Origin of the sequence: Mesorhizobium sp. M8A.F.Ca.ET.207.01.1.1, assembly GCF_004794715.1 — a bacterium.
In the GTDB taxonomy this organism is placed as follows: domain Bacteria; phylum Pseudomonadota; class Alphaproteobacteria; order Rhizobiales; family Rhizobiaceae; genus Mesorhizobium.
The window spans coordinates 361,258-383,863 of the sequence record NZ_SRUS01000003.1; the positions used below are offsets into that span (position 1 = coordinate 361,258).

28 protein-coding genes and 1 pseudogene are annotated in these 22,606 nt (G+C 64.3%); 21 read left to right on the forward strand and 8 right to left on the reverse strand.

The annotated features are described in order from the left end of the window. Positions 1-11 precede the first annotated feature (11 nt). A complete protein-coding gene (locus tag EN850_RS10445; protein ID WP_127275265.1) occupies positions 12-905 on the reverse strand; it encodes a D-alanyl-D-alanine carboxypeptidase family protein in 894 nt (297 codons plus the stop codon). Positions 906-1,131: 226 nt separating this feature from the next. Here EN850_RS10445 and EN850_RS10450 point away from each other — a divergent pair, with 226 nt between their 5' ends. The 4 genes from EN850_RS10450 (at position 1,132) to EN850_RS10465 (ending at position 5,311) form a co-directional block, all read left to right on the forward strand. Continuing rightward, positions 1,132-2,943: a methyl-accepting chemotaxis protein gene (locus EN850_RS10450; RefSeq protein WP_136091184.1), complete on the forward strand. Its 1,812-nt coding sequence runs from the start codon at positions 1,132-1,134 to the stop codon at positions 2,941-2,943. A 121-nt stretch (positions 2,944-3,064) separates the two neighbouring features. Continuing rightward, positions 3,065-4,156, forward strand: a complete 1,092-nt coding sequence (locus tag EN850_RS10455) for a hypothetical protein (RefSeq protein WP_136091185.1) — start codon at positions 3,065-3,067, stop codon at positions 4,154-4,156. A gap of 81 nt (positions 4,157-4,237) precedes the next feature. After that, entirely contained in the window at positions 4,238-4,849 is a 612-nt protein-coding gene (locus tag EN850_RS10460) for a nucleoside triphosphate hydrolase (RefSeq protein WP_136091186.1), read from the forward strand. Positions 4,850-4,963: 114 nt separating this feature from the next. Beyond that, positions 4,964-5,311, forward strand: a complete 348-nt coding sequence (locus EN850_RS10465; RefSeq protein WP_127871246.1) for a hypothetical protein — start codon at positions 4,964-4,966, stop codon at positions 5,309-5,311. A 26-nt stretch (positions 5,312-5,337) separates the two neighbouring features. Here the strand turns inward: EN850_RS10465 and EN850_RS10470 are convergent, their stop codons facing one another. The 3 genes from EN850_RS10470 to EN850_RS10480 all read right to left on the reverse strand — a co-directional run bounded on the left by EN850_RS10470 (position 5,338) and on the right by EN850_RS10480 (position 7,692). Then, the gene (locus tag EN850_RS10470; protein WP_135921939.1) at positions 5,338-6,042 is read right to left on the reverse strand and encodes a glutathione S-transferase N-terminal domain-containing protein; all 705 of its coding nucleotides are present in this window, start codon (positions 6,040-6,042) and stop codon (positions 5,338-5,340) included. A 182-nt stretch (positions 6,043-6,224) separates the two neighbouring features. Continuing rightward, on the reverse strand, positions 6,225-7,433 hold the full coding sequence (locus EN850_RS10475; protein WP_136091187.1) for a beta-ketoacyl-[acyl-carrier-protein] synthase family protein: 1,209 nt from the start codon (positions 7,431-7,433) through the stop codon (positions 6,225-6,227). 4 nt (positions 7,434-7,437) lie between these two features. After that, the gene (locus EN850_RS10480; protein ID WP_027145432.1) at positions 7,438-7,692 is read right to left on the reverse strand and encodes an acyl carrier protein; all 255 of its coding nucleotides are present in this window, start codon (positions 7,690-7,692) and stop codon (positions 7,438-7,440) included. A gap of 201 nt (positions 7,693-7,893) precedes the next feature. Between EN850_RS10480 and EN850_RS10485 the strand changes: the two genes are divergently transcribed. Genes EN850_RS10485 through EN850_RS10505 form a run of 5 tightly spaced genes read left to right on the forward strand, consistent with a single transcriptional unit; the run spans position 7,894 to position 10,255 of the window. Continuing rightward, entirely contained in the window at positions 7,894-8,736 is an 843-nt protein-coding gene (locus EN850_RS10485; RefSeq protein ID WP_136091188.1) for an urease accessory protein UreD, read from the forward strand. Positions 8,737-8,764: 28 nt separating this feature from the next. Continuing rightward, positions 8,765-9,067 carry an urease subunit gamma gene (locus EN850_RS10490; RefSeq protein ID WP_127275256.1) on the forward strand — a complete coding sequence of 101 codons (303 nt, stop codon included), beginning with the start codon at positions 8,765-8,767 and terminating at the stop codon, positions 9,065-9,067. 10 nt (positions 9,068-9,077) lie between these two features. Next, positions 9,078-9,332, forward strand: a complete 255-nt coding sequence (locus EN850_RS10495; RefSeq protein ID WP_127275255.1) for a DUF1272 domain-containing protein — start codon at positions 9,078-9,080, stop codon at positions 9,330-9,332. A gap of 23 nt (positions 9,333-9,355) precedes the next feature. Continuing rightward, complete coding sequence (locus EN850_RS10500) at positions 9,356-9,943, forward strand: HupE/UreJ family protein (protein ID WP_136091189.1); 588 nt, start codon at positions 9,356-9,358, stop codon at positions 9,941-9,943. Positions 9,944-9,949: 6 nt separating this feature from the next. After that, on the forward strand, positions 9,950-10,255 hold the full coding sequence (locus EN850_RS10505) for an urease subunit beta (protein WP_127871251.1): 306 nt from the start codon (positions 9,950-9,952) through the stop codon (positions 10,253-10,255). A gap of 74 nt (positions 10,256-10,329) precedes the next feature. Here EN850_RS10505 and EN850_RS10510 read toward each other — a convergent pair whose 3' ends face one another. Together EN850_RS10510 and EN850_RS10515 are read right to left on the reverse strand one after the other, a co-directional pair. Then, on the reverse strand, positions 10,330-10,824 hold the full coding sequence (locus EN850_RS10510) for a hypothetical protein (protein WP_136091190.1): 495 nt from the start codon (positions 10,822-10,824) through the stop codon (positions 10,330-10,332). Positions 10,825-10,938: 114 nt separating this feature from the next. Then, entirely contained in the window at positions 10,939-11,316 is a 378-nt protein-coding gene (locus tag EN850_RS10515) for a hypothetical protein (protein WP_136091191.1), read from the reverse strand. 164 nt (positions 11,317-11,480) lie between these two features. Between EN850_RS10515 and ureC the strand changes: the two genes are divergently transcribed. The 9 genes and pseudogenes from ureC to EN850_RS10555 all read left to right on the forward strand — a co-directional run bounded on the left by ureC (position 11,481) and on the right by EN850_RS10555 (position 17,788). Further along, positions 11,481-13,196 carry an urease subunit alpha gene (ureC, locus tag EN850_RS10520; RefSeq protein WP_189591069.1) on the forward strand — a complete coding sequence of 572 codons (1,716 nt, stop codon included), beginning with the start codon at positions 11,481-11,483 and terminating at the stop codon, positions 13,194-13,196. A gap of 98 nt (positions 13,197-13,294) precedes the next feature. After that, on the forward strand, positions 13,295-13,888 hold the full coding sequence (locus tag EN850_RS10525) for a hypothetical protein (protein ID WP_127275249.1): 594 nt from the start codon (positions 13,295-13,297) through the stop codon (positions 13,886-13,888). Between the two features lie 95 nt (positions 13,889-13,983). Then, positions 13,984-14,091, forward strand: a pseudogene (locus EN850_RS37080) (glutathione S-transferase N-terminal domain-containing protein); the annotation flags it as partial. 158 nt (positions 14,092-14,249) lie between these two features. Then, on the forward strand, positions 14,250-14,567 hold the full coding sequence (locus EN850_RS37085; protein ID WP_246689173.1) for a glutathione S-transferase C-terminal domain-containing protein: 318 nt from the start codon (positions 14,250-14,252) through the stop codon (positions 14,565-14,567). A gap of 70 nt (positions 14,568-14,637) precedes the next feature. After that, a complete protein-coding gene (locus EN850_RS10535) occupies positions 14,638-15,201 on the forward strand; it encodes an urease accessory protein UreE (protein ID WP_136091193.1) in 564 nt (187 codons plus the stop codon). After that, entirely contained in the window at positions 15,194-15,865 is a 672-nt protein-coding gene (locus EN850_RS10540; protein ID WP_136091194.1) for an urease accessory protein UreF, read from the forward strand. The genes EN850_RS10535 and EN850_RS10540 overlap by 8 nt, the downstream gene beginning before the upstream one ends. Beyond that, entirely contained in the window at positions 15,862-16,302 is a 441-nt protein-coding gene (locus EN850_RS10545) for a DUF3995 domain-containing protein (RefSeq protein WP_127275245.1), read from the forward strand. Before EN850_RS10540 ends, EN850_RS10545 begins: the two co-directional genes overlap by 4 nt. Beyond that, positions 16,299-16,940, forward strand: coding sequence for an urease accessory protein UreG (gene ureG / locus EN850_RS10550; protein ID WP_136091195.1), 642 nt, complete (start codon positions 16,299-16,301; stop codon positions 16,938-16,940). Before EN850_RS10545 ends, ureG begins: the two co-directional genes overlap by 4 nt. An 80-nt stretch (positions 16,941-17,020) precedes the next feature. Then, a complete protein-coding gene (locus EN850_RS10555; protein ID WP_136091196.1) occupies positions 17,021-17,788 on the forward strand; it encodes a class II aldolase and adducin N-terminal domain-containing protein in 768 nt (255 codons plus the stop codon). A 217-nt stretch (positions 17,789-18,005) separates the two neighbouring features. Here the strand turns inward: EN850_RS10555 and EN850_RS10560 are convergent, their stop codons facing one another. Next, a complete protein-coding gene (locus EN850_RS10560) occupies positions 18,006-18,638 on the reverse strand; it encodes an HAD family phosphatase (RefSeq protein WP_127275242.1) in 633 nt (210 codons plus the stop codon). A 243-nt stretch (positions 18,639-18,881) separates the two neighbouring features. Between EN850_RS10560 and EN850_RS10565 the strand changes: the two genes are divergently transcribed. Continuing rightward, complete coding sequence (locus tag EN850_RS10565; protein ID WP_127275241.1) at positions 18,882-19,841, forward strand: sugar-binding transcriptional regulator; 960 nt, start codon at positions 18,882-18,884, stop codon at positions 19,839-19,841. Positions 19,842-19,866: 25 nt separating this feature from the next. On the opposite strand, the gene EN850_RS10570 is transcribed toward EN850_RS10565, so the two are convergent. Beyond that, positions 19,867-20,052 (reverse strand): hypothetical protein, encoded by a 186-nt coding sequence (locus EN850_RS10570; RefSeq protein WP_127275240.1) that lies wholly within the window; start codon positions 20,050-20,052, stop codon positions 19,867-19,869. A 110-nt stretch (positions 20,053-20,162) separates the two neighbouring features. Between EN850_RS10570 and gcvA the strand changes: the two genes are divergently transcribed. Continuing rightward, positions 20,163-21,068: a transcriptional regulator GcvA gene (gene gcvA / locus EN850_RS10575; RefSeq protein WP_127275239.1), complete on the forward strand. Its 906-nt coding sequence runs from the start codon at positions 20,163-20,165 to the stop codon at positions 21,066-21,068. Between the two features lie 221 nt (positions 21,069-21,289). Further along, a complete protein-coding gene (locus EN850_RS10580; protein WP_127871260.1) occupies positions 21,290-22,600 on the forward strand; it encodes a sugar ABC transporter substrate-binding protein in 1,311 nt (436 codons plus the stop codon). The last annotated feature ends 6 nt before the right edge of the window (positions 22,601-22,606 follow it).

The following is a 22,606-nucleotide window of genomic DNA, read 5'->3' on the forward strand; positions in this document are numbered from 1 at the left end:
CCACTCCTCACCTACTGCTGTTCGGCGTACATCAGCCTGGTCTTGGTGTCGGCCATGGTGGGCGACAGGCTGCGCTGGATCAGCGCTTCGACATGGTCGTTGCGCTGGCGGGCTGAGTCGGCGCCCATCACCACCACGATCAGCTGACGGCCGTCGGCATCGTAGGAGGTGACGATGTTGAAGCCGGAAGCCCTGATATAGCCGGTCTTGATGCCGTTGACGCCTCGCACGCGGCCGAGCATGTCGTTATGGCCGCGCACCAGCCTGCCGCGGAACATGAAGTCGCTTTCGGAGAAATAATGGAAGTGCTGCGGGAAGCGCCGCTGCAACGACATGCCGAGCACCGCCATGTCGTGCGCGGTCGTCATCTGGCCGTCGTCGGGCAGGCCGGATGCGTTGCGGAAGGTGGTGCTGCTCATGCCGAGCTGGCGCGCCTTGGATGTCATCATGGCGGCGAACTGGTCTTCCGAGCCGCCGAGATATTCGCCCACCGCGACCGCCACGTCGTTGGCCGATTTGACGACGATGGCACGGATGGCGGAATCGACGTCGATCGTCTCCCCGCGCCGGAAGCGCATCTTGGTCGGCGGCTGCGAGGCGGCGTGATCGGAAACCGGGATCTGCGTCTCCTTGGTGACGCGGCCGGTGTCCATCGCCTCGAACAGCAGGTAGAGCGTCATCATCTTGGTCAGCGACGCCGGATAGCGCTGCGCCGTCGAATTGACCTCGAACAGCTGCTTGCCGCTCTTTCCATCGACGACGATGGCGGCGTATTTCTGCGGCGGCGCCGGCACGGACAGCACCGTGTCGGGCGGGGTTGTGGTCGAGCAGCCGGCAACCAAGGCCGCCAGGGCCAGGACAGCCAGGATTTTCTGGAAGAGCGGAAAGAGACGCGGAAAGGACAAGGGCTGACTGTTCTGGCGATGCTGTTGCTGAGATAAGGCGAAGCTAACGTAACGCGGCGGATGCGTCCATTTGGTTAATGCCGGTTAGCCCTGGGAATGTCGAGTGGGGCGAGGAACTCGAGCTCCGCTTCCGCCGCCCCGAAATCGCCCCGTTCCTGTCTTTCCTTGCCAGAGCCGCGTTTCCCGTGGGAAGGAGTGTGGCATCTGGCGGCTTGGGGGTTGCAAAATGACTGACATTGGGGCTGGCGCCGCGCCGTCATTGATCAGGGCATCGCTCAGCCGCACCGGCAAATGGGCCGGCAGCATCGCCTTCATCGGCGGCGCCGTTTCCGACATTCTCAACCCGCTGGCGCCGTTTGCCGCCTATATCGCGCTGGTTGCCTCGATCGCGGCCGTGATCATCGCCATTGCCATCGTGCTCAGGCTGGTGCTGGCGGCCAAGGCACTGCCGGCGCTGGTGTTCGCCACCAGTGCGGCGGCGGTTGCCGGCGGCGTCTACGCCGTGCAGAAGGAGACCAGTTCGCAGAACGGCATCATCGCCGGCCTGGTGCCGGCGATCGCGCAACTGCAGAAGTCGATGGGCATCGTCGCCGAAAAGGTGGCCAGGATCGAGCAGACCGTCACGCAGACACAGAAAACCGTCGAAGAGGTCAAGAAATCGACCGACACGGCTGCGCAAAAAACCGATCAGATCGCCTCCGTCCAGCAGCAGCAGACGGCGCAAGGGGCGCAGACGCAAAAGACCGTGGAAGCGGTCAAGCAGACGACCGAGACGCTCGCCGCAGGCCAGCAGCAGCAAGTGGCCCAGGCCGAAAAGCTTCAGGCGACGACCGAACAGATCGCCGCTTCGATCGACACGATCGCCAAGGGGTTTGCCACCTTGGCCGCGCAAGGCGGCGCCATCGCCGAACCGAAACGGCCGGACGAATTCTACCACAATGCCCGTGTCTACGAGCTGTCGGGCGACATGCTCAACGCGCGGCGCTCCTACCTCGCCTTTGCCGGTTTCGATGTCGACGCCATCGACCCCTATACGCGCTTTGCCACGCTGCTGCGGGTCCAGGACGGCAAGGCGGGCGCCCGCGAAGTGTTCGGAGCACTGGCCGACAAGGGCAAGGCGCTGTCGATCAAGCTGGTGCATATCCTGCAGTTCGACGATGCGCAGCGGCTCGACAAGCTCAGCGCCTTCATATCGACCAATCCGGATTTCGCGCCGGCCTATTACCTCGAGGCGCAGGAGTTTTCGGAAGATCGCCTCGGCAGCCAGACGCTGGCCGACAAGCGCAGCGAAGCCCAGGCGCTGACCAAATTCGTCTCCTACGAAAAAGATGGCGGGCTGCTCAAATATTTCGTCGACCAGACCCAGCTTGCCGACTGGCTGGACCGCAGCCGCAGCCGGCTGGCGGCCCTTGGCGACGTCCTCGACCCCGCCCGCTTCGTGCCTTCGCTGACGCCGATGCGCTCCAACCAGGGCTGGTCGATGACCATTTCGCTGCCCGAGCCGGCAACCGCGATATCCTGGCGTCTTGGCGACACCGGCCCCTTCACCGACACCGGCCCGCTGGCGCTCAACGACCAGCGCACCGGCAAGCCGATGCCCAATCCGAGCTTTGAATTGCCCGACAGCACGGCGACGACCACCATCGCGATCAAATATCTCGACATCAGGGGGCGCGAGACCGGCCCGTTCGACATCCGCTTCGATCCCGACGCCGCCCTGCAGCAAGGCAACAAGCAGATCCTCGACCAGTTCTGGACGTCATGGATCGCCTTCGACGCCAGCGGCAATCATGGGCTGGTCTATTTCACGCAGATGCTGTCCTACCGCTGCGCCATCAAGGAGGTGCGTTACAGCCTGAATGGCGCCGTGCTCGACAAGGTGCTTGCCATGCCGCCCTGCAATGCCAAGGACCCCTACGCCATCCCCGATGATTTCCAGCCCTATTTCAAGGTTGCCGACAGCGTGAAATCGATGTCGGTGCAGGTGACCTATACCGACGGGACAAAATCGCCGGTGCGGGAATACAAGCGGCAGTAGGGCGGCACCTTTCGGCGTGTGGGAAGGCGGACATACATCTGATGCAAAATGCGCGCCCGCGCGCTTGCGCGGTGCGCCGAACGGGTTCTTCTTGGCACCCGTCAGATTCGGGTGAGAGCTTATGGACACCATCACGATCAACGCCAAGGGCATTTCGGTTTCGCTCGACCTCACGGTTGGCCACATCGCCGACATGAGCATCGAGAGCGGCGGGCGCCAATTGCGGCCACTGCACCGCGCGCCCTGGGTCGACGCAAGCGAGACGCTGCCTCAAGACCTGCCGCAGGGCACCGTCCGGCTCTCCGGCGACTTTCTCTGCGCGCCGTTTTCGCGCAGCGATGTCGAGGAGGCGCCACTGCATGGCTGGCCGGCCAACAGCGCCTGGGATGTGGTCGAAAGCGGCGCCACCGAGGGCGGATGGCGCGCCGTCTTCCGGTTGCGCCACAAGGTGATGGGCGCCAGCGTCGACAAGATTTTCACCCTGCGCGACGACCATCCCTTCCTCTACCAGGAACACGTGTTTTCCGGCGGGTCCGGCGCGATCTCGGTCGCCCATCACCCGATGACGGCGATGAAAGGCGGCGGCAGGCTGGCTTTCTCGCCGAAGCGGTTTGCCGCCACGCCTGCCGATCCGCTGGAGCCGGATCCTGCACGTGGCCGCTTCATGCTGGCCTATCCCAGCCGGTCGTCCGACCTCGCGCATTTCCCCGCTGCCGGCGGCGGTACGCTGGATCTCACGGACTACCGCATGGAGGATCGGCGCGAGGATTTCCTCACCTTGGTCGAGGCCGATCATGGCGGACCTGGCTGGACCGCGCTTGCGCGCCAGGCCGAGGACGATCTGGTGCTGGTGCTGAAAAACCCGGCCGAACTGCCGGTCACCATGCTGTGGTTCAGCAATGGCGGGCGCGACTACGCGCCGTGGAGCGGCCGCCATCTCGGCGTGCTCGGCATCGAGGATGGGCGCACGGCGATCGGCCATGCCGCCTCGCTCGGCGACAACTGGCTGAAGCGCGAAGGCGTGGCGACGGCATTCGCGCTCGGCGAGGGCGTCTCGTTCCGCCACGTCATCGGTGCGTTGCCGCTGTCGGCTGGCGAACCCCCACGAGAGATCACCACGGCGGATGGCCGTCTTCGGTTGGCTGGCTCCGCGGCCTCGGAGGTGCCGTTCGACAGTGATTTCCTGCGCATCGGCCAGCCAGCGGCGGCATAGTGCAACCCAGCCAACGGCAGGGTTTGAAATTTCCGCCAACTGCCGACAAGATGCGCCTGAAATCGTGCGGAAGGAGCCAAAATGTCCGAAATCGCCCACCTCGCCGCCACCATCTTCAAGCGCGCCGGCAAGGCCAAGCGCTTCATTGTTGCCATTGCCGGACCGCCGGGCGCCGGCAAGTCGACGCTATCGGCGGGCCTGCACGACCTTTTGCCGGAAGGCGCGGTGGAAGTCGTGCCCATGGACGGCTTCCACTTTGACGACATCTTGCTCGAGCGGCGCGGCCTGCGCGCGCGAAAGGGTGCGCCGGACACGTTCGACTTCGGCGGCTTCGAGACGCTTCTGAAGCGCATCCGCGCCGGCGAGCCCGACATTGCCATTCCGGTCTTCGACCGCAGCATGGAATTGTCGCGCGCCGCCGCGGCGATCGTCGATGCCGAGACCAAATTCATCCTGGTCGAAGGCAATTACCTGCTGCTCGACGAGGAGCCGTGGTCGCGCCTTGCGCCGCTGTTCGATTTCTCGATCTTCGTCGACGTACCGCGCAATGAGCTCGAACGCCGCCTGATGGAACGCTGGCACGAGCATGGCCGTTCCGAAGCCGACGCGCGGGCCTGGATAGCTTCCAACGACATGCCCAACATCGAACGCGTGCTGGCACGACGCCGGGCGGCCGACCTGGTCATTGGTTAACCCGGGTTAATCTCGATTAACCCTCTTAATTTTCAATATTTTTCGACGGGAACCTTAAGACTTACAAGGCGTTATCCCGGTCAGGCAATCATGCCAGAAGAGGGATTCCGTCCGATGGCAACCAAGGCAAAAAAGCCCGTCAGGGGCAAGTCAGCCCAACCGAAAGCGACGCAATCGAAGGCCGGGGCTGGTCCAGCGGTCGCCCAGCGCTCAAAGGATGCCAAGCCGGCCTTCGGCAAGGCATCGCCCAAGAAAGTCGTGCCAGGCAGCGCGTCGAAGGTGACCGCGCCCAAAGCGGCAGCGAAGACCGCCCAGGCGAAGAAACCGGCCGCGGCCGGCGGCTCGAAGGTTCGCACGGCAGCCAACGTCGCGGCCGGAGCGGTCGTGGCCACGGCGCGGAGTGTCGCGTCTCTCGCCGCATCTGTCGTCGGCAAGGGCGGGTCCAAGGCGAAAGCAAAGTAGCGACGCGCTTCCCGGCGGGGGCAGATTCAGCTTCGCGCCGGGATGGTCAGGCCCTTCTGTACCGCCGGCCGCGCCAGGCCGCGCTCAAGCCACGCTGCCAGATTGGCGAAATCGTCGAAGCCGACCAGGTCGCGCGCCTCGTAGAAGCCAATCAGGTTGCGCACCCAGCCGAGCAGCGAGATGTCGGCGATGGTGTAGTCATTGTCCATGATCCACTTGCGGCCCTTCAGCCTGACGTCGAGAACGCCGAGCAGGCGGCGCGATTCGTCGCGGTAACGCTCCAGCGGCCGCTTGTCGGCGATCTCGCGGCCGGCGAATTTGTGGAAGAAACCGACCTGGCCGAACATCGGCCCGATCGCCGCCATCTGGAAGAAGACCCACTGGATCGTCTCGTAGCGCCGCGCCGCGTCAACGGGCATGAGCAGGCCGGTCTTCTCCGCCAGGTAGAGCAGGATGGCGCCGGATTCGAAAAGGCCGATCGGCGCGCTGTCCGGGCCGTCGGGATCGATGATCGCCGGGATCTTGCCATTGGGGTTGAGCGACAGGAATTCCGGCGTCCAGCTCTCGTTCTTGCCGATGTTGATCAGATGCGGCTCATAGGGCAGGCCGAGTTCCTCCAGCGCGATCGATATCTTCACTCCGTTCGGCGTCGTTGCCGAATAGAGCTGGATCTGGTCGGGATGCTTGGCAGGCCAACGGGTTGCGATCGGAAAGGCGGACAGGTCGGCCATCGAGAACTCCTGAGCGGGGGGATTCGCACCAAGCGGCGCGGTGTTGGCGGGTCGGCCAAGAATTAGGGCTGCGGTCGGGCCGGATCAATATGGCGGCCGCGCTTTCACCGTGCATGGATAGTCAATCGATCGGATCGCCCGGGCGGATAGTAGCCGCCCGAACAGGTGGTGACCTCCCGGTACTAGATGGCCTTGAAGGCCAGCACCGCATTGGTGCCGCCGAAGGCAAAGCCATTGCTGATGGCGGCGCGCACCTTGCGCTCGCGCGCGACATTCGGCGTCACGTCGAGATCGCAGTCGGGATCGGCCTCGCGGTAATTCGCCGTTGGCGGCACGACGCCTTCGCGGATCGCCATGACGCAGGCGATCATCTCCAGCCCGCCCGAGGCGCCGAGGCAATGCGCGTGCATCGACTTGGTCGATGAGACGGAGAGCGCGCGGGCATGGTCGCCGAAGACGCGCTTGATCGCGAGGGATTCGATCTGGTCGTTGGCCTTCGTGCCGGTGCCGTGCGCGTTGAGGTAGTCGACATCCTCGGGATTGAGGCCGGCATCGGCCAGGCAGAAGCGCATGGCGGCTTCCGGGCCCTCGACGGTCGGCGCGACGATATCGGAGGCGTCGGCCGAAAGGCCGGCGCCGGCGATCTCGGCCAAAATGGTGGCGCCGCGTGCCATCGCGTGGTCGTAGCTTTCCAGAACCGCCATGCCGGCGCCTTCGCCCAGCACTAGGCCCTGGCGGTCGGCCGAGAACGGCCTGCACGTGTCGGGCGACAGAACGCGCAGCGCCTCCCAGCCCTTCAGCACGCCCCACACCAGCGGCGCATCGGTGCCACCGGCCACCATGACGTCGGCGCGGCCGAGCCTGATCTGGTCGACCGCCGAGGCGATGGCATGATTGGCTGACGAACAGGCCGAAGTGACGCCGAACACCGGTCCGCGCAAACCCAGATGCATGCTGACCTGGCCGGCGGCCGCGCCCGGCATGACCCGGGGAACGGTGAAGATGCCGGCGCGATTCTTGCCCTCGATCAGGATGGCGCGATAGTTCTCCTCGACCGTCTCGAACCCGCAGACGCCGACACCGACAATGGTTCCCATCCGATAGGTATTGTCCGCATGCGGCACCAATCCGGACTGCCGCATGGCTTCCTTCGCCGCGATCACCGCCAGCAGGCTGAAGCGATCCATCGACACCAGTTGCTTGCGCTCGATGCCGTGATCCGGCAGTGCTTTGATCTCGCAGCCGGTCTTGACCTTCAGGTCGTGCAGGAAGGGATTGTCGATCGGGCCGATCGCCGATCGGCCGGCCCGCATCTCGGCCCAGATTGCCTGCGCGTCGGTGCCCAATCCGCACAGCCCGCCGATGCCGGTAATGACGACGCGCTTCAGCATTCGGTTAGGCTTTTTTCGCGATCAGCGCGCGAACGGCCTCGACCATGTCGCCGACATTCTTGAGATTGCTCCAGGCATCGACCGTGTTCATCTCGATTTCGATGCCATATTGCTCCTCGAGGTCGAAGATGATCTCGGTCAACTCCAGCGAATGGATGCCGAGCGCCGTCAATTCGGTAGTGGTGGTGATTTCCTCGCCGCCCGGCTCGGCATGGGCCTTGATCTTCTCGATGATGTCCGTTGCCAGCTGGTCAGCCATTCGGTTTCTTCCCCACTTGTCGTTTCCCGGCGCTAACTGAACAGCGCCTTCTTATCCTCGATATCAGGCCGCGATCTTCGCCTTATACCCCCGTCAAGCGTCGCCCGACCGTACCAAGGTGGTTCCCTCTATAGAAACGGAAACGCCATCAAGCAACAAGCTATATGTCGACAAAACCGCCACAGTGCTTAACCTGACGGCGTGGATACGATCGAAAATACGAAGTTATCAGGTCAACTGGCCCAGCGCGCGGCGGGCAAGGCGCAGCTTGGTTGCGCCAGCGTCGACGGCCGCACGCGGCTGCGGCGCCTCTATCAGGACGGCTCGGCCAAGATAAGGCTGCCGGCCGTTTCGGCCGGTCCGCTGGAGGCCGTCCTGATCAACACCGCCGGCGGGCTGACCGGCGGCGACCGCCTCGGTTGGGACGTGGATGTCGGCGCGGATGCCAGCGCCGCGGTAACAACCCAGGCCTGCGAAAAAGTCTATCGCGCCGCGTCGGACCATGCCGAAGTGCGGGTCAAGCTGACCGTCGGCGAGAACGGCAGCATCGCCTGGCTGCCGCAGGAAACCATCGTCTTCGACCGCGCCGCCTTTGCCCGCACGCTCGATGTCGAGCTTGCGGCCGGAGCCGAGGCGCTGGTGCTGGAAGCGGCCGTCTTCGGCCGCCTGGCCATGGGCGAACGTGCCGCGCAGGGCACTTTTCGCGATCGCTGGCGTATCCGGAGGCAAGGAGCCCTCATTCATGCCGAGGATTTCCGCATCGGACCTGCCATTGCCGATACACTGGCCCGTACGGCGATATCCGGTGGCGCGATCGCCGTGGCAACGCTGCTGCTGGTGTCGCCGCGAGCCGAGGCTCTGCTCGATGCGGTCCGGGAGATCATTGGCGACCGAGGTGGCGCCAGTGTCTGGACCGTGACGACATCTGGCAAGCTTCTTGCGAGGCTCTACGCCGAGGACGGCTACCAGCTGCGCCAACGGCTGGTTCCGCTCGTCGGATTGCTCAACGGAAGGGCGGGGTTGCCCAAATTATGGTCACTGTGACTGTGTCCGCATCATTTCAGGAAGACGCATGAACCTGACGCCAAGGGAAAAGGACAAGCTGCTGATCGCCATGGCGGCGATCGTGGCGCGCAAGCGGCTGGAGCGCGGCGTCAAGCTCAACCATCCGGAAGCCATCGCGCTGATCACCGATTTCGTCGTCGAGGGCGCCCGCGATGGCCGCCCTGTGGCCGAACTGATGGAGGCCGGCGCCCATGTCGTCAGCCGCGCGCAGGTGATGCAAGGCATCGCCGAGATGATCCATGACGTGCAGGTGGAAGCGACCTTTCCCGATGGCACCAAGCTGGTGACCGTGCACGAACCGATCAGGTGAGGAGGCCGACATGCTTGAGCTGCGCCCGAACTGCGAATGCTGCGACAAGGACCTGCCACCGGAAGCCCGGGATGCGCGGATCTGCACCTTCGAGTGCACCTTCTGCGCCGGCTGTGTCGAAAACGTGCTTGGCGGCGTCTGCCCGAACTGCGGCGGCGATTTTACAGCCCGGCCGATCCGTCCCGCCGCGATGCTGAAGAAATATCCGGCTTCGACCAAACGCGTGCTCAAGGCCGAGGGCTGCGGTCCCCGCAGGGCCGCCTGACACCGCAAACGAAAGGCAAGTAAATGATCCCTGTCAAACGCCTGTGCCTCTCGGCGATCCTGCTCGTGGCGGCAGCCATGCCTGCCTACGCCCATGTCGGCATCGGCTCGACGTCCTCCCTCATGGCCGGCTTCACGCATCCATTGTCGGGCCTCGACCACATGACGGTGATGCTCGCTGTCGGCCTGTGGGCGGCCCTCAAGGGCGGCAAGGCGATCTGGGCCTGGCCGGCGGCGTTCGTCGGCATCATGCTGGCCGGCGCGGCCCTTGGCATGGCCCATCTGCCGTTGCCGTTCGTTGAGCCGGGCATACTGGCCTCGGTCGTGGCGCTCGGGCTACTGGTCGCGCTGGCGGTCGATCTCCCCGTTTCGGCCGGTGTCGCTATCATCGGCCTGTTTGCGCTGTTTCACGGCCACGCCCATGGCACGGAAGTGCCGGAAAATGCCGGCGGGCTCGAATATATGGCCGGCTTTGCCATCGCCACCGTGCTGCTCCATGCCATAGGCATCGCCGCCGGGCTCGGCCTCGGCATGAGATTTCGTGGTGTGGCCCGCATCGTGGGTGCCGCCTGCGCGGCGATCGGCGTCGGCCTCGTCTTCGGCGTCGTGTGAGGTCCGATGATCCCCGGCGAAATCATGCCTGCCCAAGGCGACATCGAACTCAACAAGGGTCTGCCGACCGTCACCCTGAAAGTGGCCAACAGTGGCGACCGGCCGGTCCAGGTCGGCAGCCATTACCATTTCTTCGAAACCAATGAGGCGCTGACATTCGACCGCGAGAGCGCGCGCGGCATGCGCCTCGACATCGCCGCCGGCACCGCCACGCGCTTCGAGCCGGGGCAGGAACGTGACGTCACGCTGGTGCCGCTTGGCGGCAAGCGCGAGGTCTATGGATTCCAGCAGAAGGTAATGGGTAAGCTGTGAGGACGTCTCATGCTTCGCGCGCAAGGCCGGCGAACGGCTTCACGGCGGGCATGAACGCAGCCGCTGCGCGTCGCTCAGTCCGATGGCTTGGCGGCCGCATAGATGACGATCTTTCCGGGATCGTCGAACTCCACTGCGAGAACATCTTGTGCCAGCACGCGCCGCGACTCGATGGCGTTGAAGAGCAGCGCGTTGGCCTCGATCTCCTTGCGCAGCTCGGTAACATCGTCCTGATGCTGCCGGACCTTGTTCTCGATGACCGGCGGCGGGCCGCCTTCGCTGCGCGCCGCATCGGTCAGGAACACGATATCGACCTTGTCGAGCTTGGACGTCTTGCGCACCGTACTGATGTTTTCCCGCGTGCGTTCGATCGCCGAATTGACCTTTCCAATCTCGGCGGTCGTCTTGGCCTCTTCCTGGTTGACTTGCGAGCCGACGATGCGGTCGACGGTTTCCGGGCTCTGAAGGCCCTGCGCGTTCAGCGCGGCCTGGGGGAGGCCCACTGCCAGAAACGCAGCCGCTGCAATGGCATGCAGCCAACGGATATCTGGCAAGGTGGTATCGGTCATGGTTCACTTCCGCGGTTTGTTCCAACGCTCAGGAAACAAAACGACGCCAACCCTGCCACGGTTCCCTCTCCGATTCGGTGGGCGGACCGGATGCCGGCCCGCCGCGCCGGGTCGTTAACTCGCCTTCTTGGTGATCAGGGTCAGCGCGCCGTTTGGCTCCATGCTGGCCGCGACCACCTGAGCCGAGGTCATGCCCTTGGCCTGGAGGGCGGACTTCACCTTGGGCGTGGCATCGATCGAGCTGCGCAGTTTCTGCAGGCCGGCATCGCCACGCTGGGTGATCACCTGGTTGACCTGCGTCTGGGTGTCCTTCGGCAACTCGCTGATGTCGATGATGTTGACACTCTGGATTGCCGGCGCGGCCTGCTGACCGCCGGGGGCGGCTGGGGCCGGCGCGGTCGGAGCGGGCTGTTGGGCAGGCTGCTGCTGGGCACTGGCGGCGCCCGCCAGCATCAGGCTGGCGGCGGTTGCAAGAACTATCGTTTTGCGCATGGATTTTCCTTCCATCGGTTTGGCAAACGGTCGTTTTGGGGTGGCCTGCCAACCTCAACCGCCAAATGGGATCAGAAGGTGTCGCCCAGCGGGTCATTGCGTGACCATTGGGTGGCGGCAATGTGCAGCCGGGTTTCGACCATACCGCATTTCGGGAGCAATCGCTGATGGCCAGACTGAGCCGTGCCGCCTACGCCCAGATGTATGGCCCAACGGTCGGCGACAGAGTGCGGCTTGCCGACACGGAGCTGATCATCGAGGTCGAGAAGGATTTCACCATCCATGGCGAAGAGGTGAAATTCGGCGGCGGTAAGGTCATTCGCGACGGCATGGGGCAGAGCCAGGTTTCCCGTGCCCAAGGAGCGGTCGACACCGTCATCACCAACGCGCTGGTGATCGATGCCAGCGCCGGCATCTTCAAGGCCGACATCGGCCTCAGGGACGGTCGCATCGCCGCAATAGGCAAGGCCGGCAATCCCGACACTCAAGGCGGCGTCACCATCATCATCGGACCCGGCACCGAAATCATCGCCGGCGAAGGCAAGATCCTCACCGCCGGCGGCTTCGACGCGCATATCCACTTCATCTGCCCGCAGCAGATCGAGGAAGCGCTGATGTCGGGCATCACCACCATGCTCGGCGGCGGCACCGGCCCGGCGCATGGCACGCTGGCCACCACCTGCACGCCGGGGCCATGGCACATGGCGCGTATGATCCAATCCTTCGACGCTTTCCCGATGAATATCGGCCTGTCGGGCAAGGGCAACGCCTCGCTGCCTGCAGCGCTCGAGGAGATGGTGCTGGGCGGCGCCTGCTCGCTCAAGCTGCATGAGGACTGGGGCACGACGCCGGCGGCGATCGATTGCTGCCTGTCGGTCGCCGACGACCACGACGTGCAGGTGATGATCCACACCGATACGCTGAACGAATCCGGCTTCGTCGAGAACACGGTCACCGCCATTAAGGGCCGCACCATCCATGCCTTCCACACCGAGGGCGCCGGCGGCGGCCATGCGCCCGACATCATCAAGGTCTGCGGCCTACCCAACGTCATCCCGTCCTCGACCAATCCGACGCGGCCCTACACGGTCAACACCCTGGCCGAGCATCTCGACATGCTGATGGTCTGCCATCATCTGTCGCCATCGATTCCCGAGGACATCGCTTTTGCCGAAAGCCGCATCCGCAAGGAGACCATCGCGGCCGAGGACATACTGCACGACATCGGCGCCTTCTCGATCATCTCGTCGGACAGCCAGGCCATGGGCCGCGTCGGCGAGGTGGCGATCCGCACCTGGCAGACCGCCGACAAGATGAAGCGCCAGCGCGGGTCATTGCCGCAGGAGACCGGCGACAACGACAATTTCCGCGTCCGCCGCTACATCGCCAAATACACCATCAATCCTGCCATCGCCCATGGCCTGTCGAAGGACATCGGCTCGATCGCGGTCGGCAAACGCGCCGATCTGGTGCTATGGAACCCGGCCTTCTTCGGCGTCAAGCCGGACATGGTGCTGATCGGCGGCATGATCGCCGCCGCCCCGATGGGCGACCCCAACGCCTCGATCCCGACGCCGCAGCCAATGCACTACCGGCCGATGTTCGGCGCCTATGGCAAAGCCCGGACCAATTCGTCAGTGACCTTCGTTTCGAAAGCCGCGCTCGAGTCGGGGCTGCATGGCCGGCTCGGCGTCGACAAGCAGTTCGTCGCCGTGGAAAACACGCGCGGTGGTATCGGCAAGCATTCCATGGTGCTCAACGATGCCACACCGCATGTCGAGGTCGATCCCGAAACCTACGAGGTGCGCGCCGACGGCGAGCTGTTGACCTGCGAGCCGGCAACCGTGCTGCCGATGGCGCAGCGGTATTTTCTGTTTTGACGCGAAATCGGCGACCGCCTCAAGTGGTGCAAAATCCATTGCAGGGGAGGATTCCACACCGCAATATGCGGCCTCGAAAAGTCGTATTGTGATTAGGCATGGCCACCGAAATAGCCTCTCCCCACGACATCTTCCCGCATATTCGCATCGTCATGGGCATGGTGATCGGGCTCGGCGTCACTCGCCTTCTGTCGGGGCTGGCTCGCATCGTCCAGCATCCGGGCCAGTACCGGCTCTATCCCGTGCACCTCGCCTGGGTCGGTTCGGTGCTGCTGATGATGGTGCATTTCTGGTGGTGGGAGTTCGGCCTTTACGCCATCGAAACCTGGACCTTCGGCAAGTACCTGTTCATCATCTTCTACGCCATCACGCTGTTCCTGCTGTGCGCGCTGCTGTTTCCGGATTCGATGCTCGATTACACCAGCTACGAGGACTATTTTTACTCGCGCCGCGCCTGGTTCTTCGGCCTTCTGGCGGCGACTTATCTGCTCGATGTGATCGACACCCTGCTGAAAGGGCCGGAGCATTTCGCCCGCTTCGGCAACGAATATCTGTTCCGAACGCCGATCTTCGTCGCGCTCTGCATCGCCGCGATCCTGGTCCGCGACCGCCGCTTCCACATCGCCTTCGTCACGGCGGCGCTGATCTACCAGATATCGTTCATCCTGCGGCTCTTCGACACGATCGTATGACGCCAGCCGATGATCTAGAGTTTCGGGGAAAGGCAGGTTCAGCGATGTACAAGGCCATTGGATCGCGTGGGTCCCGGGTCAGCCGCGTCCTCTGGATGCTCGAGGAACTCGGGCAGCCCTATGAATTCGTCGAGGTCAAGCTCCGCTCGCCGGAAGCCTATGCGCTCAATCCGTCGGGCAAGGTGCCGATCCTCATCGACGGTGAGCTGATCGTGACGGATTCGGCGGCGATCTGCGTCTATCTCGCCGACAAGCACGCCGATAAAGGCATGGGTGCCAATCCGGGCCTTGCGGGCCGTGCCGAGATGGATTCCTGGATGCATTTGCCCAGAGCGAATTCGAGGCGCCGCTGTGGAACAAATTGCGCCATCGCTTCCTCTTACCCAGGGAAGTGCGGGTCGAGGTCGGCCCCGCGGCGGCCTATGATTTCGCTACGGAGCTCAAGGCACTGGATCGCCGGCTCGGCGACAAACCGTTCGCACTCGGCGACCGGTTTTCCGCCGTCGACGTGCTGCTCGGCGATATGGGCGGCTGGGCCCGAGCCGGCCGCTTCCCGATCGAATCCGACCGCGTCAACGCCTATTTCGACCGCGTGCTGGGCCGCCCAGCCCGCGCCCGTGCCCAAGCCAATGCATCGGCCCGAAAATCGGAATCGGTTTTCGGAAAGCACGATGCATAGATTCAAACATGTTAGAGCGTCCTTTGCGCGTCCAAGGGGACGCGCGGCGCTCTAATGGCGGAGCCATGAAATGAAGCTCAACCTCAACACCGACTTCACCAAATTTCCGCGCGCCGTCTCGGTGCTGCCTGCCGGCACGGCCGCGACCACTGTGCCTTCCGGCCGTGCGGTCCTCGCCCATGACGAGCGGCATCTGCGCCGCCGCGCCATCGAACTTGCCGACGGCGGCAAGGTGCTGGTCGACCTGCCCGAGCCCGTTGCCCTGAACGACGGCGACCGGCTGGTGCTGGAGGACGGCGGTCATATCGAGATTATCGCGGCGCCCGAAGAGGTCTATGACATCCGCGCCCGCGACGCCGTGCATCTGACCGAACTCGCCTGGCATATCGGCAACCGCCACCTCGCCGCCGGCATCGAGGCGCACCGTATCCTCATCCTGCGCGACCATGTCATCAAGGCGATGCTGGAGGGGCTCGGCGCCACGGTGCGCGACGTCTCGGAGCCGTTCAAGCCGGTGCGCGGCGCCTATTCCGGAAGGCATGGCCATGCCCACGCCGAGGCGCACAGCCATGGCCACGGCGAATCCCATTCGCACAGCCATGCGCATTCGCATCACGATCATCATCATGACTGACCAGCCCTCCGGCATCGCCCTGCTGCGGCTGATGGCATGGCTGTCGCCGGCCTTTCCGGTCGGCGGCTTTGCCTACAGCCATGGTCTGGAGCGCGCGGTGCATGACGGGTTGGTGGACGATGCCGCCGGCCTTGCCAGCTGGCTGGAGACGCTGGTCGAGATGGGCTCCGGCTGGAACGATGCCGTGCTGTTCGCCGAGAGCTGGCGCCGCGCCCGCGAAGGCGGCGATCTGGCCGAGGTCGCCGCGCTGGCCGAGGCACTGGCCGGCTCGCGCGAACGCCACGCCGAGGCCATGCTGCAAGGTGCGGCCTTCCTTAAAGCGGCCGGCGCCTGGCCCAATTCCGTGCTGGAGCGCTTGCCGGCCGAATGCGCCTATTGCGTCGCTGTCGGCGCCGTCGCCGGGGGCAATGGCATTGCGCTGCAGGACGCGCTGTCCGCCTTCCTGCAAGCCTTCTTTTCCAACCTCGTCCAGGCCGCGATCCGGCTCGGCGTCATCGGTCAGAACGAAGCCACCGCGCTGCTTGCCGGCTTCGAGCCGCTGGCGCTCTCGACGGCGGCGCGCGCGTCCCGCTCGACATCGGACGATCTCGGCGGCTGCGCCTTCGTCTCCGACGTCATGGCGATGAAGCACGAAACCCAGTATTCGCGATTGTTCCGCTCATGATCCTCCTCGCCTTCGTCCTCTCATTCGTCCTGCTGCTGATCACGGCACTGCATGTCTATTGGGGCATCGGCGGCATCTGGCCGGGCAGGGATGCCGCGTCCTGCGCCCATGCCGTCGTCGGTTTTCGCGGCGTCGACGAAATGCCGACACCGATCGCCAGTTTCGCCGTTGCCGCCTGCCTTGGCCTGGCGACGCTCTGGCCGCTGGCGCTCATCGGGTTCTTCGCCTCGCCCTTTCCCAAGGAGGGCCTTGCCGCCACGTCGATGCTGATCGGTCTGGTGTTCCTGGGGCGTGGCATTGCCGGTTTCACGCCCTGGTGGCGCCGGCTGGCGCCGCAACAGCCTTTCGCGTGGCTCGATACCAGTCTCTATTCGCCGCTGTGCCTGCTGATCGGGCTCGGCTTCGCGGCTCTTGCCATTATGGAGTTTCCGATATGACACAAGCTAACGGTCCTCTTCGCATCGGCATTGGCGGCCCCGTCGGTTCCGGCAAGACGACGCTCACCGAAAAACTCTGCAAGGCGCTGCGCGACGAGTTTTCCATCGCCGTCGTCACCAACGACATCTACACCAGGGAAGACGCCATGATGCTGGTCCGGCTGCAGGCGCTGCCGGAGGACCGCATCGTCGGCGTCGAAACCGGCGGCTGCCCGCACACCGCCATCCGCGAGGACGCCTCGATCAATTTGCAGGCGATCGCCGAGTTGAACCGCAAATTCCCCGATCTCGACATCATCTTCATCGAATCCGGCGGCGACAACCTTGCCGCCACTTTTTCGCCGGACCTTGCCGACCTGACGCTCTATGTCATCTCGGTCTGCCAGGGCGAAGAGATTCCGAGAAAGGGCGGCCCGGCGATCACCCGTTCCGATTTCCTCATCATCAACAAGAGCGACCTGGCGCCCTATGTGAATGTCAATCTCGACATCATGGAAAGCGATGCGGGCCGCATGCGTGGCAAGCGCCCGTTCGGCTTCACCGATCTTTCGCGCGGCAAGGGCCTGCGGGAGGTGATCGACTTCATCGTCGAGCACGGCGGACTGCGCACCATTGGCGCCGCAAGCACCGCGGCATAGCTGGCCGTCTGCACCAAGCGAAAGCGGTTGCAGGCACCAGCGGCGCGCGCCATTCTTGCCGAAACCGGAGGATTTTTACGATGAGCATAGCCCGCCTGCAGAAGGAAACGCTGACCAACCTGCCCTTCTACGAAGAGCGCGTCGATCTCGCCTGCGCCTTCCGCTGGACGGCGCGTCTCAACATGCACGAAGCGGTGGCCAACCATTTCTCGCTGGCCATAAACGACGACGGCACCAGGTTCCTGATGAACCCGAACCAGGTACATTTCTCGCGCATCAAGGCGAGCGACCTGATCGAAATCAACGCCAACGACCCTGACACACTTTCGGGGCCTAATGCACCCGACCCGACGGCATGGGGCTTGCACGGCGCCGTCCATCGCAACGTACCGCACGCGCGCTGCGTCATGCATGTCCATTCGATCCACGCCACCGTGCTGGCCTCGCTGGCCGACTCGACGCTGCCGCCGATCGACCAGAATTCGGCAATGTTCTTCAACCGCCATGTCGTCGACGCGCACTATGGCGGGCTGGCCTTCGAGGAAGAGGGCGAACGCTGCTCGCAGCTTCTCGCCGACCCCAAGGTCAAGGTGATGGTGATGGGCAACCATGGCGTGCTGGTCATCGGCGACACCGTCGCCGACGCCTTCAACCGCATGTTCTATTTCGAGCGCGCCGCCGAGACCTACATCAAGGCGCTGTGGACCGGTCGCCCGCTGCGCACGCTCTCCGACGCGATCGCCGAGAAGGCGGCGAGCGAGATGGACGACTATCCCGGCCAGGCCGAGCGTCACCTCGCCGAGTTGAAGGCGATCCTCGACGAGCAGGAGCCGGTGTACCGGAATTAAGCGATCATTTCGCAACGCCGGTAATTGGCGAAACCGTCAGCACCGCCACTTTCTCCCCGTCACTATACGGGGAGAAATGTCCGGCAGGACAATGAGGGGCGGCACCAAGGTCTCAGAAATCAGAACCTGCACGCCGACGTTTTGCCAAGTCAGCGCTGCCCCTCATCCGCCTGCCGGCACCTTCTCCCCGTATAGTGACGGGGGAGAAGGAGGCTACTCACAGCCCGAGCTGAGCCCGCAATTCCCCGGCGCTGTTGATGACGATGGCGCCGGGCGGTCCTTCCATCGGCTTTTCAGGCCAGAAGATGGTCTTCATTCCCGCCGCCAGCCCCGCCATGGCGCCCGGCCAGCTGTCGTCGACCGCGACGGCGTGCGCGGGATCGACGTCGGCCAGATAGGCGGCGCGCAAGAAAGGCTCGGCGTGCGGCTTGCCGTCGCGCACGTCGTTGCGGCTGATCGTCTTCATGCCGGGATAGGTGAGGCCGACCATGCGCAGATTGGCGTCGACGATCATCCGGTCCGAATTGGACACCACCGCCTGCTGCACGCCGAGCGCGTGCAGTTCGTGGAAGACCTCGATAGCGCCTGGGCGCGGCTTGAGCCCTTCGACCAGCGGCAGGTAATGCTCATATTTGTGAACGATCCACTCGTCGAAGGGCAGTCGCAGCCCGAACTCGTCGCGCATCATTTCGTAGACCGGCCAGGCGGCGACGCCCAGCACGCGCTCATGCAGATCGTCAGGCGGCGTCAGGCCGGCATTGCGCATCGCTGCAATGAGGGCTGCCTCATGCAGCGGTTCGCTGTCGACCAGCGTGCCGTCCATGTCCCAGAAAACCGCCTTCGGTGTCATGCAGCGCTCCTTTTTGCGATCCCTTAAAGGGTTTGCGGCGGGAGATAAACCTTTGGCGGCCATAGAACATGCCTTCAAAGCGAAACGGAACCCGCCGCGTTTTCTCCGACCGGGTATTGGCCGAGAAACCTCCGCTGTATCAGCGTAAGCATTTGCTCTTGAGATTGACAATTGCGCAGGCGGCCATTCCCTGCGAAACTGATACGGATCGCCTGATGATCGGCGGGTTTCGGGAGGCAAGACGTGAATAGCCGGCAGGATGGCGGCAGCAACAGGCTGGACGACGCGGCGCGCGCCGGCTGGCTCTATTATGTTGCCGGCAACACACAGGACCAGATCGCGGCCACGCTTGGCATATCGAGGCAGACGGCGCAGCGGCTGGTGTCGCTGGCGGTGTCGGAAGGCTTGATCAAGGTCCGCGTCGATCATCCGATCGCCAACTGCCTGGACCTTGCCGCGCGGCTGAAATCACGCTTCGCGCTCGACCTTGTCGAGGTGGTGCCGAGCGATCCCAACTCATCCTCCACCACCATCGGCATCGCCGAAGCGGCCGCCGCCGAGATCGAACGGCGGCTGCGGTCGCCGACACCGATCGTCATGGGCATCGGCACCGGACGCACGCTGAAGGCGGCGATCGAACAATTGCCGCCGATGGAATGCCCGCAGCATAAGGTGGTGTCCTTGACCGGCAACATCTCGCCGGACGGTTCGGCCGCCTTCTACAACGTCATCTTCACCATGGCCGACAGGGTCAAGGCGCGGTCCTTCCCGATGCCGCTGCCGGTCATCGCCTCCTCGCCGCAGGAGCGCGAAATGCTGCTCAACCAGCCGATGATCCAGCCGACGCTGGCGCTTGCCGCCGAGGCCGATGTCACCTTCATCGGTATTGGCGACCTCGGCCCGAAGGCGCCGCTCTACGAGGACGGCTTCATTTCCGAAAGCGAGCTGAAAGCCTTGCAGAAGGCGGGCGGCGTCGCCGAAATCGTCGGCTGGGTGTTCGATCGCGAGGGCCGCATGATCGAAGGCATCACCAATGACCGGGTGTCGTCGGCGGCGCTGCCGTCGCGCGAGAAGTCGCTGGTTATCGCGCTCGCCATGGGCGAGCGTAAGCTGCCGGGAATCCTGGCGGCCGTGAACCGGCGGCTGGTCAACGGGCTCATCACCGACGAGCGGACGGCGACCGCCCTGCTGGCCGGTATTTGACGGCTTCCTGATAAAGCCAGGAAGGCTATTGGTGCCGGCCGAAAGGGTCGTTGCCGTCGAGAAAACCGAGGTCGCGCTGCAGATGGGGCGACAGGTCCCTGATGTCGAGATGCGCCTTTTTTCGGGGCGCGAACCAGCCGAATCCGTCCACCAACCACGAAATCCAGCGATGATCGGGAGCGGGAGTGCATTTTTGCTGCGTCATGGTCATGATCGTCAACCTTCGCTATCCTGAACCCGAATGACGGGTTGAGGATGAATGTCGGCCTTGCCGGCCGCCTTTGCCAATCGAACGTCGATAACGACCCATAAGGAGGCTTTATGCCTGACCTCAGCGCGCCGCAGGTTTCGCAACTGCCGCCATTGCAGGCGATCCGGGTGTTCGAGGCGGTGGCGCGGCATCTTTCTTTCACCAAGGCCGCCGGGGAACTCGCCATGACGCAAGCCGCGGTCAGCTACCAGATCAAGGTGCTGGAGGAGCGCGTCGGCGCGCCGCTGTTCCTGCGCCGGCCGCGACAGATCGAACTGACCGAAGCGGGCCAGCGCCTAGCGCCGGCTGTCAGCGAGGCCTTTGCCATCCTCAGCCAGGCCTATGCCGCCGCGCGCGGCGGCGCGGACGGGCTGCTATGTGTCACCACGGTGCTGACCTTTGCCTCGAATTGGCTGGCGCATCATCTGGGCGCGTTCCAGATCGCGCATCCGTCGCTTGCCGTGCGGCTCGAGACGTCGAGCCGGCTGACGGATTTCTCCCGCGAGGACGTCGACCTCGCCATTCGTTCTGGCGGCGGCAAATGGCCCGGGCTGGAAGCCCACAAGCTTCTCGATGCCGATTTCACGCCGATGCTGAGCCCGAAGCTCGCGGCGAGCATCGGCGGCATCAACGAACCGGCCGATCTGCTCAAGCTGCCGATCCTCGATCCCAGCGATATCTGGTGGACGCAATGGTTCGAGGCCGCCGGCGTGCACAGCCATGACCTTGCCAGGCGGCCCGGCAGCAGCATGGGCGCGCAAGCCTATGAAGCCAACGCGGCCATATCGGGCCACGGCGTGGCGATCCTGACCCGGGCCCTGTTCAAGGCCGAACTCGCCGACGGCCGTCTGATCCAGCCGTTCGACCTGGTCGGCGACGACGGCCACGCCTACTGGTTGGTCTATCCGGAAGCCCGCCGCAACGTGCCCAAGATCCGCGCCTTCCGCGATTGGCTGCTGGCCGAGATCGCCTGCTGACCGGTTCGTCGCGCCCGCTTCGATCCTGGACCCCTTTCTGTCCCGTTGCCTGATATCCGGCACGCGCGCGGCTCGTCGTCTCCAACTTCCATCCGTCGGCGGTCCATCGGCAAGCCCGGTGCTGCGCTGCAGCATCGAATCCGGCTTGACATAATTCACACTTAGTGAGTAATTGCTCACAGCCAAGGCAAATGCTCATCTTGGTCCATGGGAGGAATTTGATGAAACTTCGTACGCTCATCCTGGGCTTGTGCTCGGCCAGCGCGCTGGCTTTCGCCGCACATGCCGAATCCATCACCATCGCCACCGTCAACAATGGCGATATGGTCCGCATGCAGAAGCTGACCGACGACTTCACCAAGGCCAACCCCGACATCCAGCTCAACTGGGTCACGCTCGAAGAGAACGTGCTGCGCGAGCGTGTCACCACCGACATCGCCACCAAGGGCGGCCAGTATGACGTGATGACCATCGGCACCTACGAGGTTCCGATCTGGGCCAAGCAGAGCTGGCTGCTGCCGCTCGACAAGCTCGGCGACGACTACGACGCCAAGGACATCATCCCGGCCATCGCCGGCGGCCTCTCGGTCGACGGCAAGCTCTATGCCGCGCCGTTCTACGGCGAAAGCTCCTTCGTCATGTACCGCAAGGACCTGATGGAGAAGGCTGGGCTGAAGATGCCCGATGCGCCGACCTGGGACTTCATCAAACAGGCCGCCGACAAGATGACCGACCGCGCCAATGGCGTGAACGGCGTCTGCCTGCGCGGCAAGGCCGGCTGGGGCGAGAACATGGCCTTCCTGACCGCCATGTCGAACTCGTTCGGCGCCCGCTGGTTCGACGAGAACTGGAAGCCGCAGTTCGACCAGCCCGAGTGGAAGAAGACGCTGCAGTTCTATGTCGACCTGATGAAGGCCGACGGCCCCGAAGGCGCGTCCTCCAACGGCTTCAACGAAAACCTGGCGCTCTTCCAGCAGGGCAAGTGCGGCATGTGGATCGACGCCACAGTCGCGGCGTCCTTCGTCTCCGACCCGAAGAACTCGACCGTCGCCGACAAGGTCGGTTACGCCTTGGCGCCTGACAACGGCCTTGGCAAGCGCGGCAACTGGCTGTGGGCCTGGTCGCTGGCGATCCCCGCCGGCACGCAGAAGGCCGACGCTGCCGAGAAGTTCGTCTCCTGGGCGACCAGCAAGCACTATGCGGAGCTCGTCGCGTCGAAGGAAGGCTGGGCCAACGTACCTCCGGGCACGCGCTCCTCGCTTTATGCGAACGCCGAGTACCAGAAGGCGGCTCCGTTCGCCAAGATGACACTGGACTCCATCAACGCCGCCGACCCGACGCATCCGACCGTCAAGCCGGTGCCCTATGTCGGCGTGCAGTTCGTCGCCATCCCTGAATTCCAGGGCCTTGGCACAACCGTCGGCCAGCTCTTCTCGGCGGCACTTGCCGGTCAGTCGAGCGTCGACGATGCGTTGAAGCAGGCCCAGGACGCCGCGACCGCGGCGATGACCGAGGGCGGTTATATCAAGTAAGGCTCC

What these genes read in the sequence shown, in the direction of transcription:
- EN850_RS10450 (WP_136091184.1), top strand. Translation starts at nt 1,132, where the DNA reads ATGACTGACATTGGGGCTGGCGCCGCGCCGTCATTGATCAGGGCATCG.
- EN850_RS10455 (WP_136091185.1), top strand. Translation starts at nt 3,065, where the DNA reads ATGGACACCATCACGATCAACGCCAAGGGCATTTCGGTTTCGCTCGAC.
- EN850_RS10460 (WP_136091186.1), top strand. Translation starts at nt 4,238, where the DNA reads ATGTCCGAAATCGCCCACCTCGCCGCCACCATCTTCAAGCGCGCCGGC.
- EN850_RS10465 (WP_127871246.1), top strand. Translation starts at nt 4,964, where the DNA reads ATGGCAACCAAGGCAAAAAAGCCCGTCAGGGGCAAGTCAGCCCAACCG.
- EN850_RS10470 (WP_135921939.1), bottom strand. Translation starts at nt 6,042, where the DNA reads ATGGCCGACCTGTCCGCCTTTCCGATCGCAACCCGTTGGCCTGCCAAG.
- EN850_RS10475 (WP_136091187.1), bottom strand. Translation starts at nt 7,433, where the DNA reads ATGCTGAAGCGCGTCGTCATTACCGGCATCGGCGGGCTGTGCGGATTG.
- EN850_RS10480 (WP_027145432.1), bottom strand. Translation starts at nt 7,692, where the DNA reads ATGGCTGACCAGCTGGCAACGGACATCATCGAGAAGATCAAGGCCCAT.
- EN850_RS10490 (WP_127275256.1), top strand. Translation starts at nt 8,765, where the DNA reads ATGAACCTGACGCCAAGGGAAAAGGACAAGCTGCTGATCGCCATGGCG.
- EN850_RS10495 (WP_127275255.1), top strand. Translation starts at nt 9,078, where the DNA reads ATGCTTGAGCTGCGCCCGAACTGCGAATGCTGCGACAAGGACCTGCCA.
- EN850_RS10500 (WP_136091189.1), top strand. Translation starts at nt 9,356, where the DNA reads ATGATCCCTGTCAAACGCCTGTGCCTCTCGGCGATCCTGCTCGTGGCG.
- EN850_RS10505 (WP_127871251.1), top strand. Translation starts at nt 9,950, where the DNA reads ATGATCCCCGGCGAAATCATGCCTGCCCAAGGCGACATCGAACTCAAC.
- EN850_RS10510 (WP_136091190.1), bottom strand. Translation starts at nt 10,824, where the DNA reads ATGACCGATACCACCTTGCCAGATATCCGTTGGCTGCATGCCATTGCA.
- EN850_RS10515 (WP_136091191.1), bottom strand. Translation starts at nt 11,316, where the DNA reads ATGCGCAAAACGATAGTTCTTGCAACCGCCGCCAGCCTGATGCTGGCG.
- EN850_RS10525 (WP_127275249.1), top strand. Translation starts at nt 13,295, where the DNA reads ATGGCCACCGAAATAGCCTCTCCCCACGACATCTTCCCGCATATTCGC.
- EN850_RS10535 (WP_136091193.1), top strand. Translation starts at nt 14,638, where the DNA reads ATGAAGCTCAACCTCAACACCGACTTCACCAAATTTCCGCGCGCCGTC.
- EN850_RS10540 (WP_136091194.1), top strand. Translation starts at nt 15,194, where the DNA reads ATGACTGACCAGCCCTCCGGCATCGCCCTGCTGCGGCTGATGGCATGG.
- EN850_RS10545 (WP_127275245.1), top strand. Translation starts at nt 15,862, where the DNA reads ATGATCCTCCTCGCCTTCGTCCTCTCATTCGTCCTGCTGCTGATCACG.
- ureG (WP_136091195.1), top strand. Translation starts at nt 16,299, where the DNA reads ATGACACAAGCTAACGGTCCTCTTCGCATCGGCATTGGCGGCCCCGTC.
- EN850_RS10555 (WP_136091196.1), top strand. Translation starts at nt 17,021, where the DNA reads ATGAGCATAGCCCGCCTGCAGAAGGAAACGCTGACCAACCTGCCCTTC.
- EN850_RS10560 (WP_127275242.1), bottom strand. Translation starts at nt 18,638, where the DNA reads ATGACACCGAAGGCGGTTTTCTGGGACATGGACGGCACGCTGGTCGAC.
- EN850_RS10570 (WP_127275240.1), bottom strand. Translation starts at nt 20,052, where the DNA reads ATGACCATGACGCAGCAAAAATGCACTCCCGCTCCCGATCATCGCTGG.
- gcvA (WP_127275239.1), top strand. Translation starts at nt 20,163, where the DNA reads ATGCCTGACCTCAGCGCGCCGCAGGTTTCGCAACTGCCGCCATTGCAG.
- EN850_RS10580 (WP_127871260.1), top strand. Translation starts at nt 21,290, where the DNA reads ATGAAACTTCGTACGCTCATCCTGGGCTTGTGCTCGGCCAGCGCGCTG.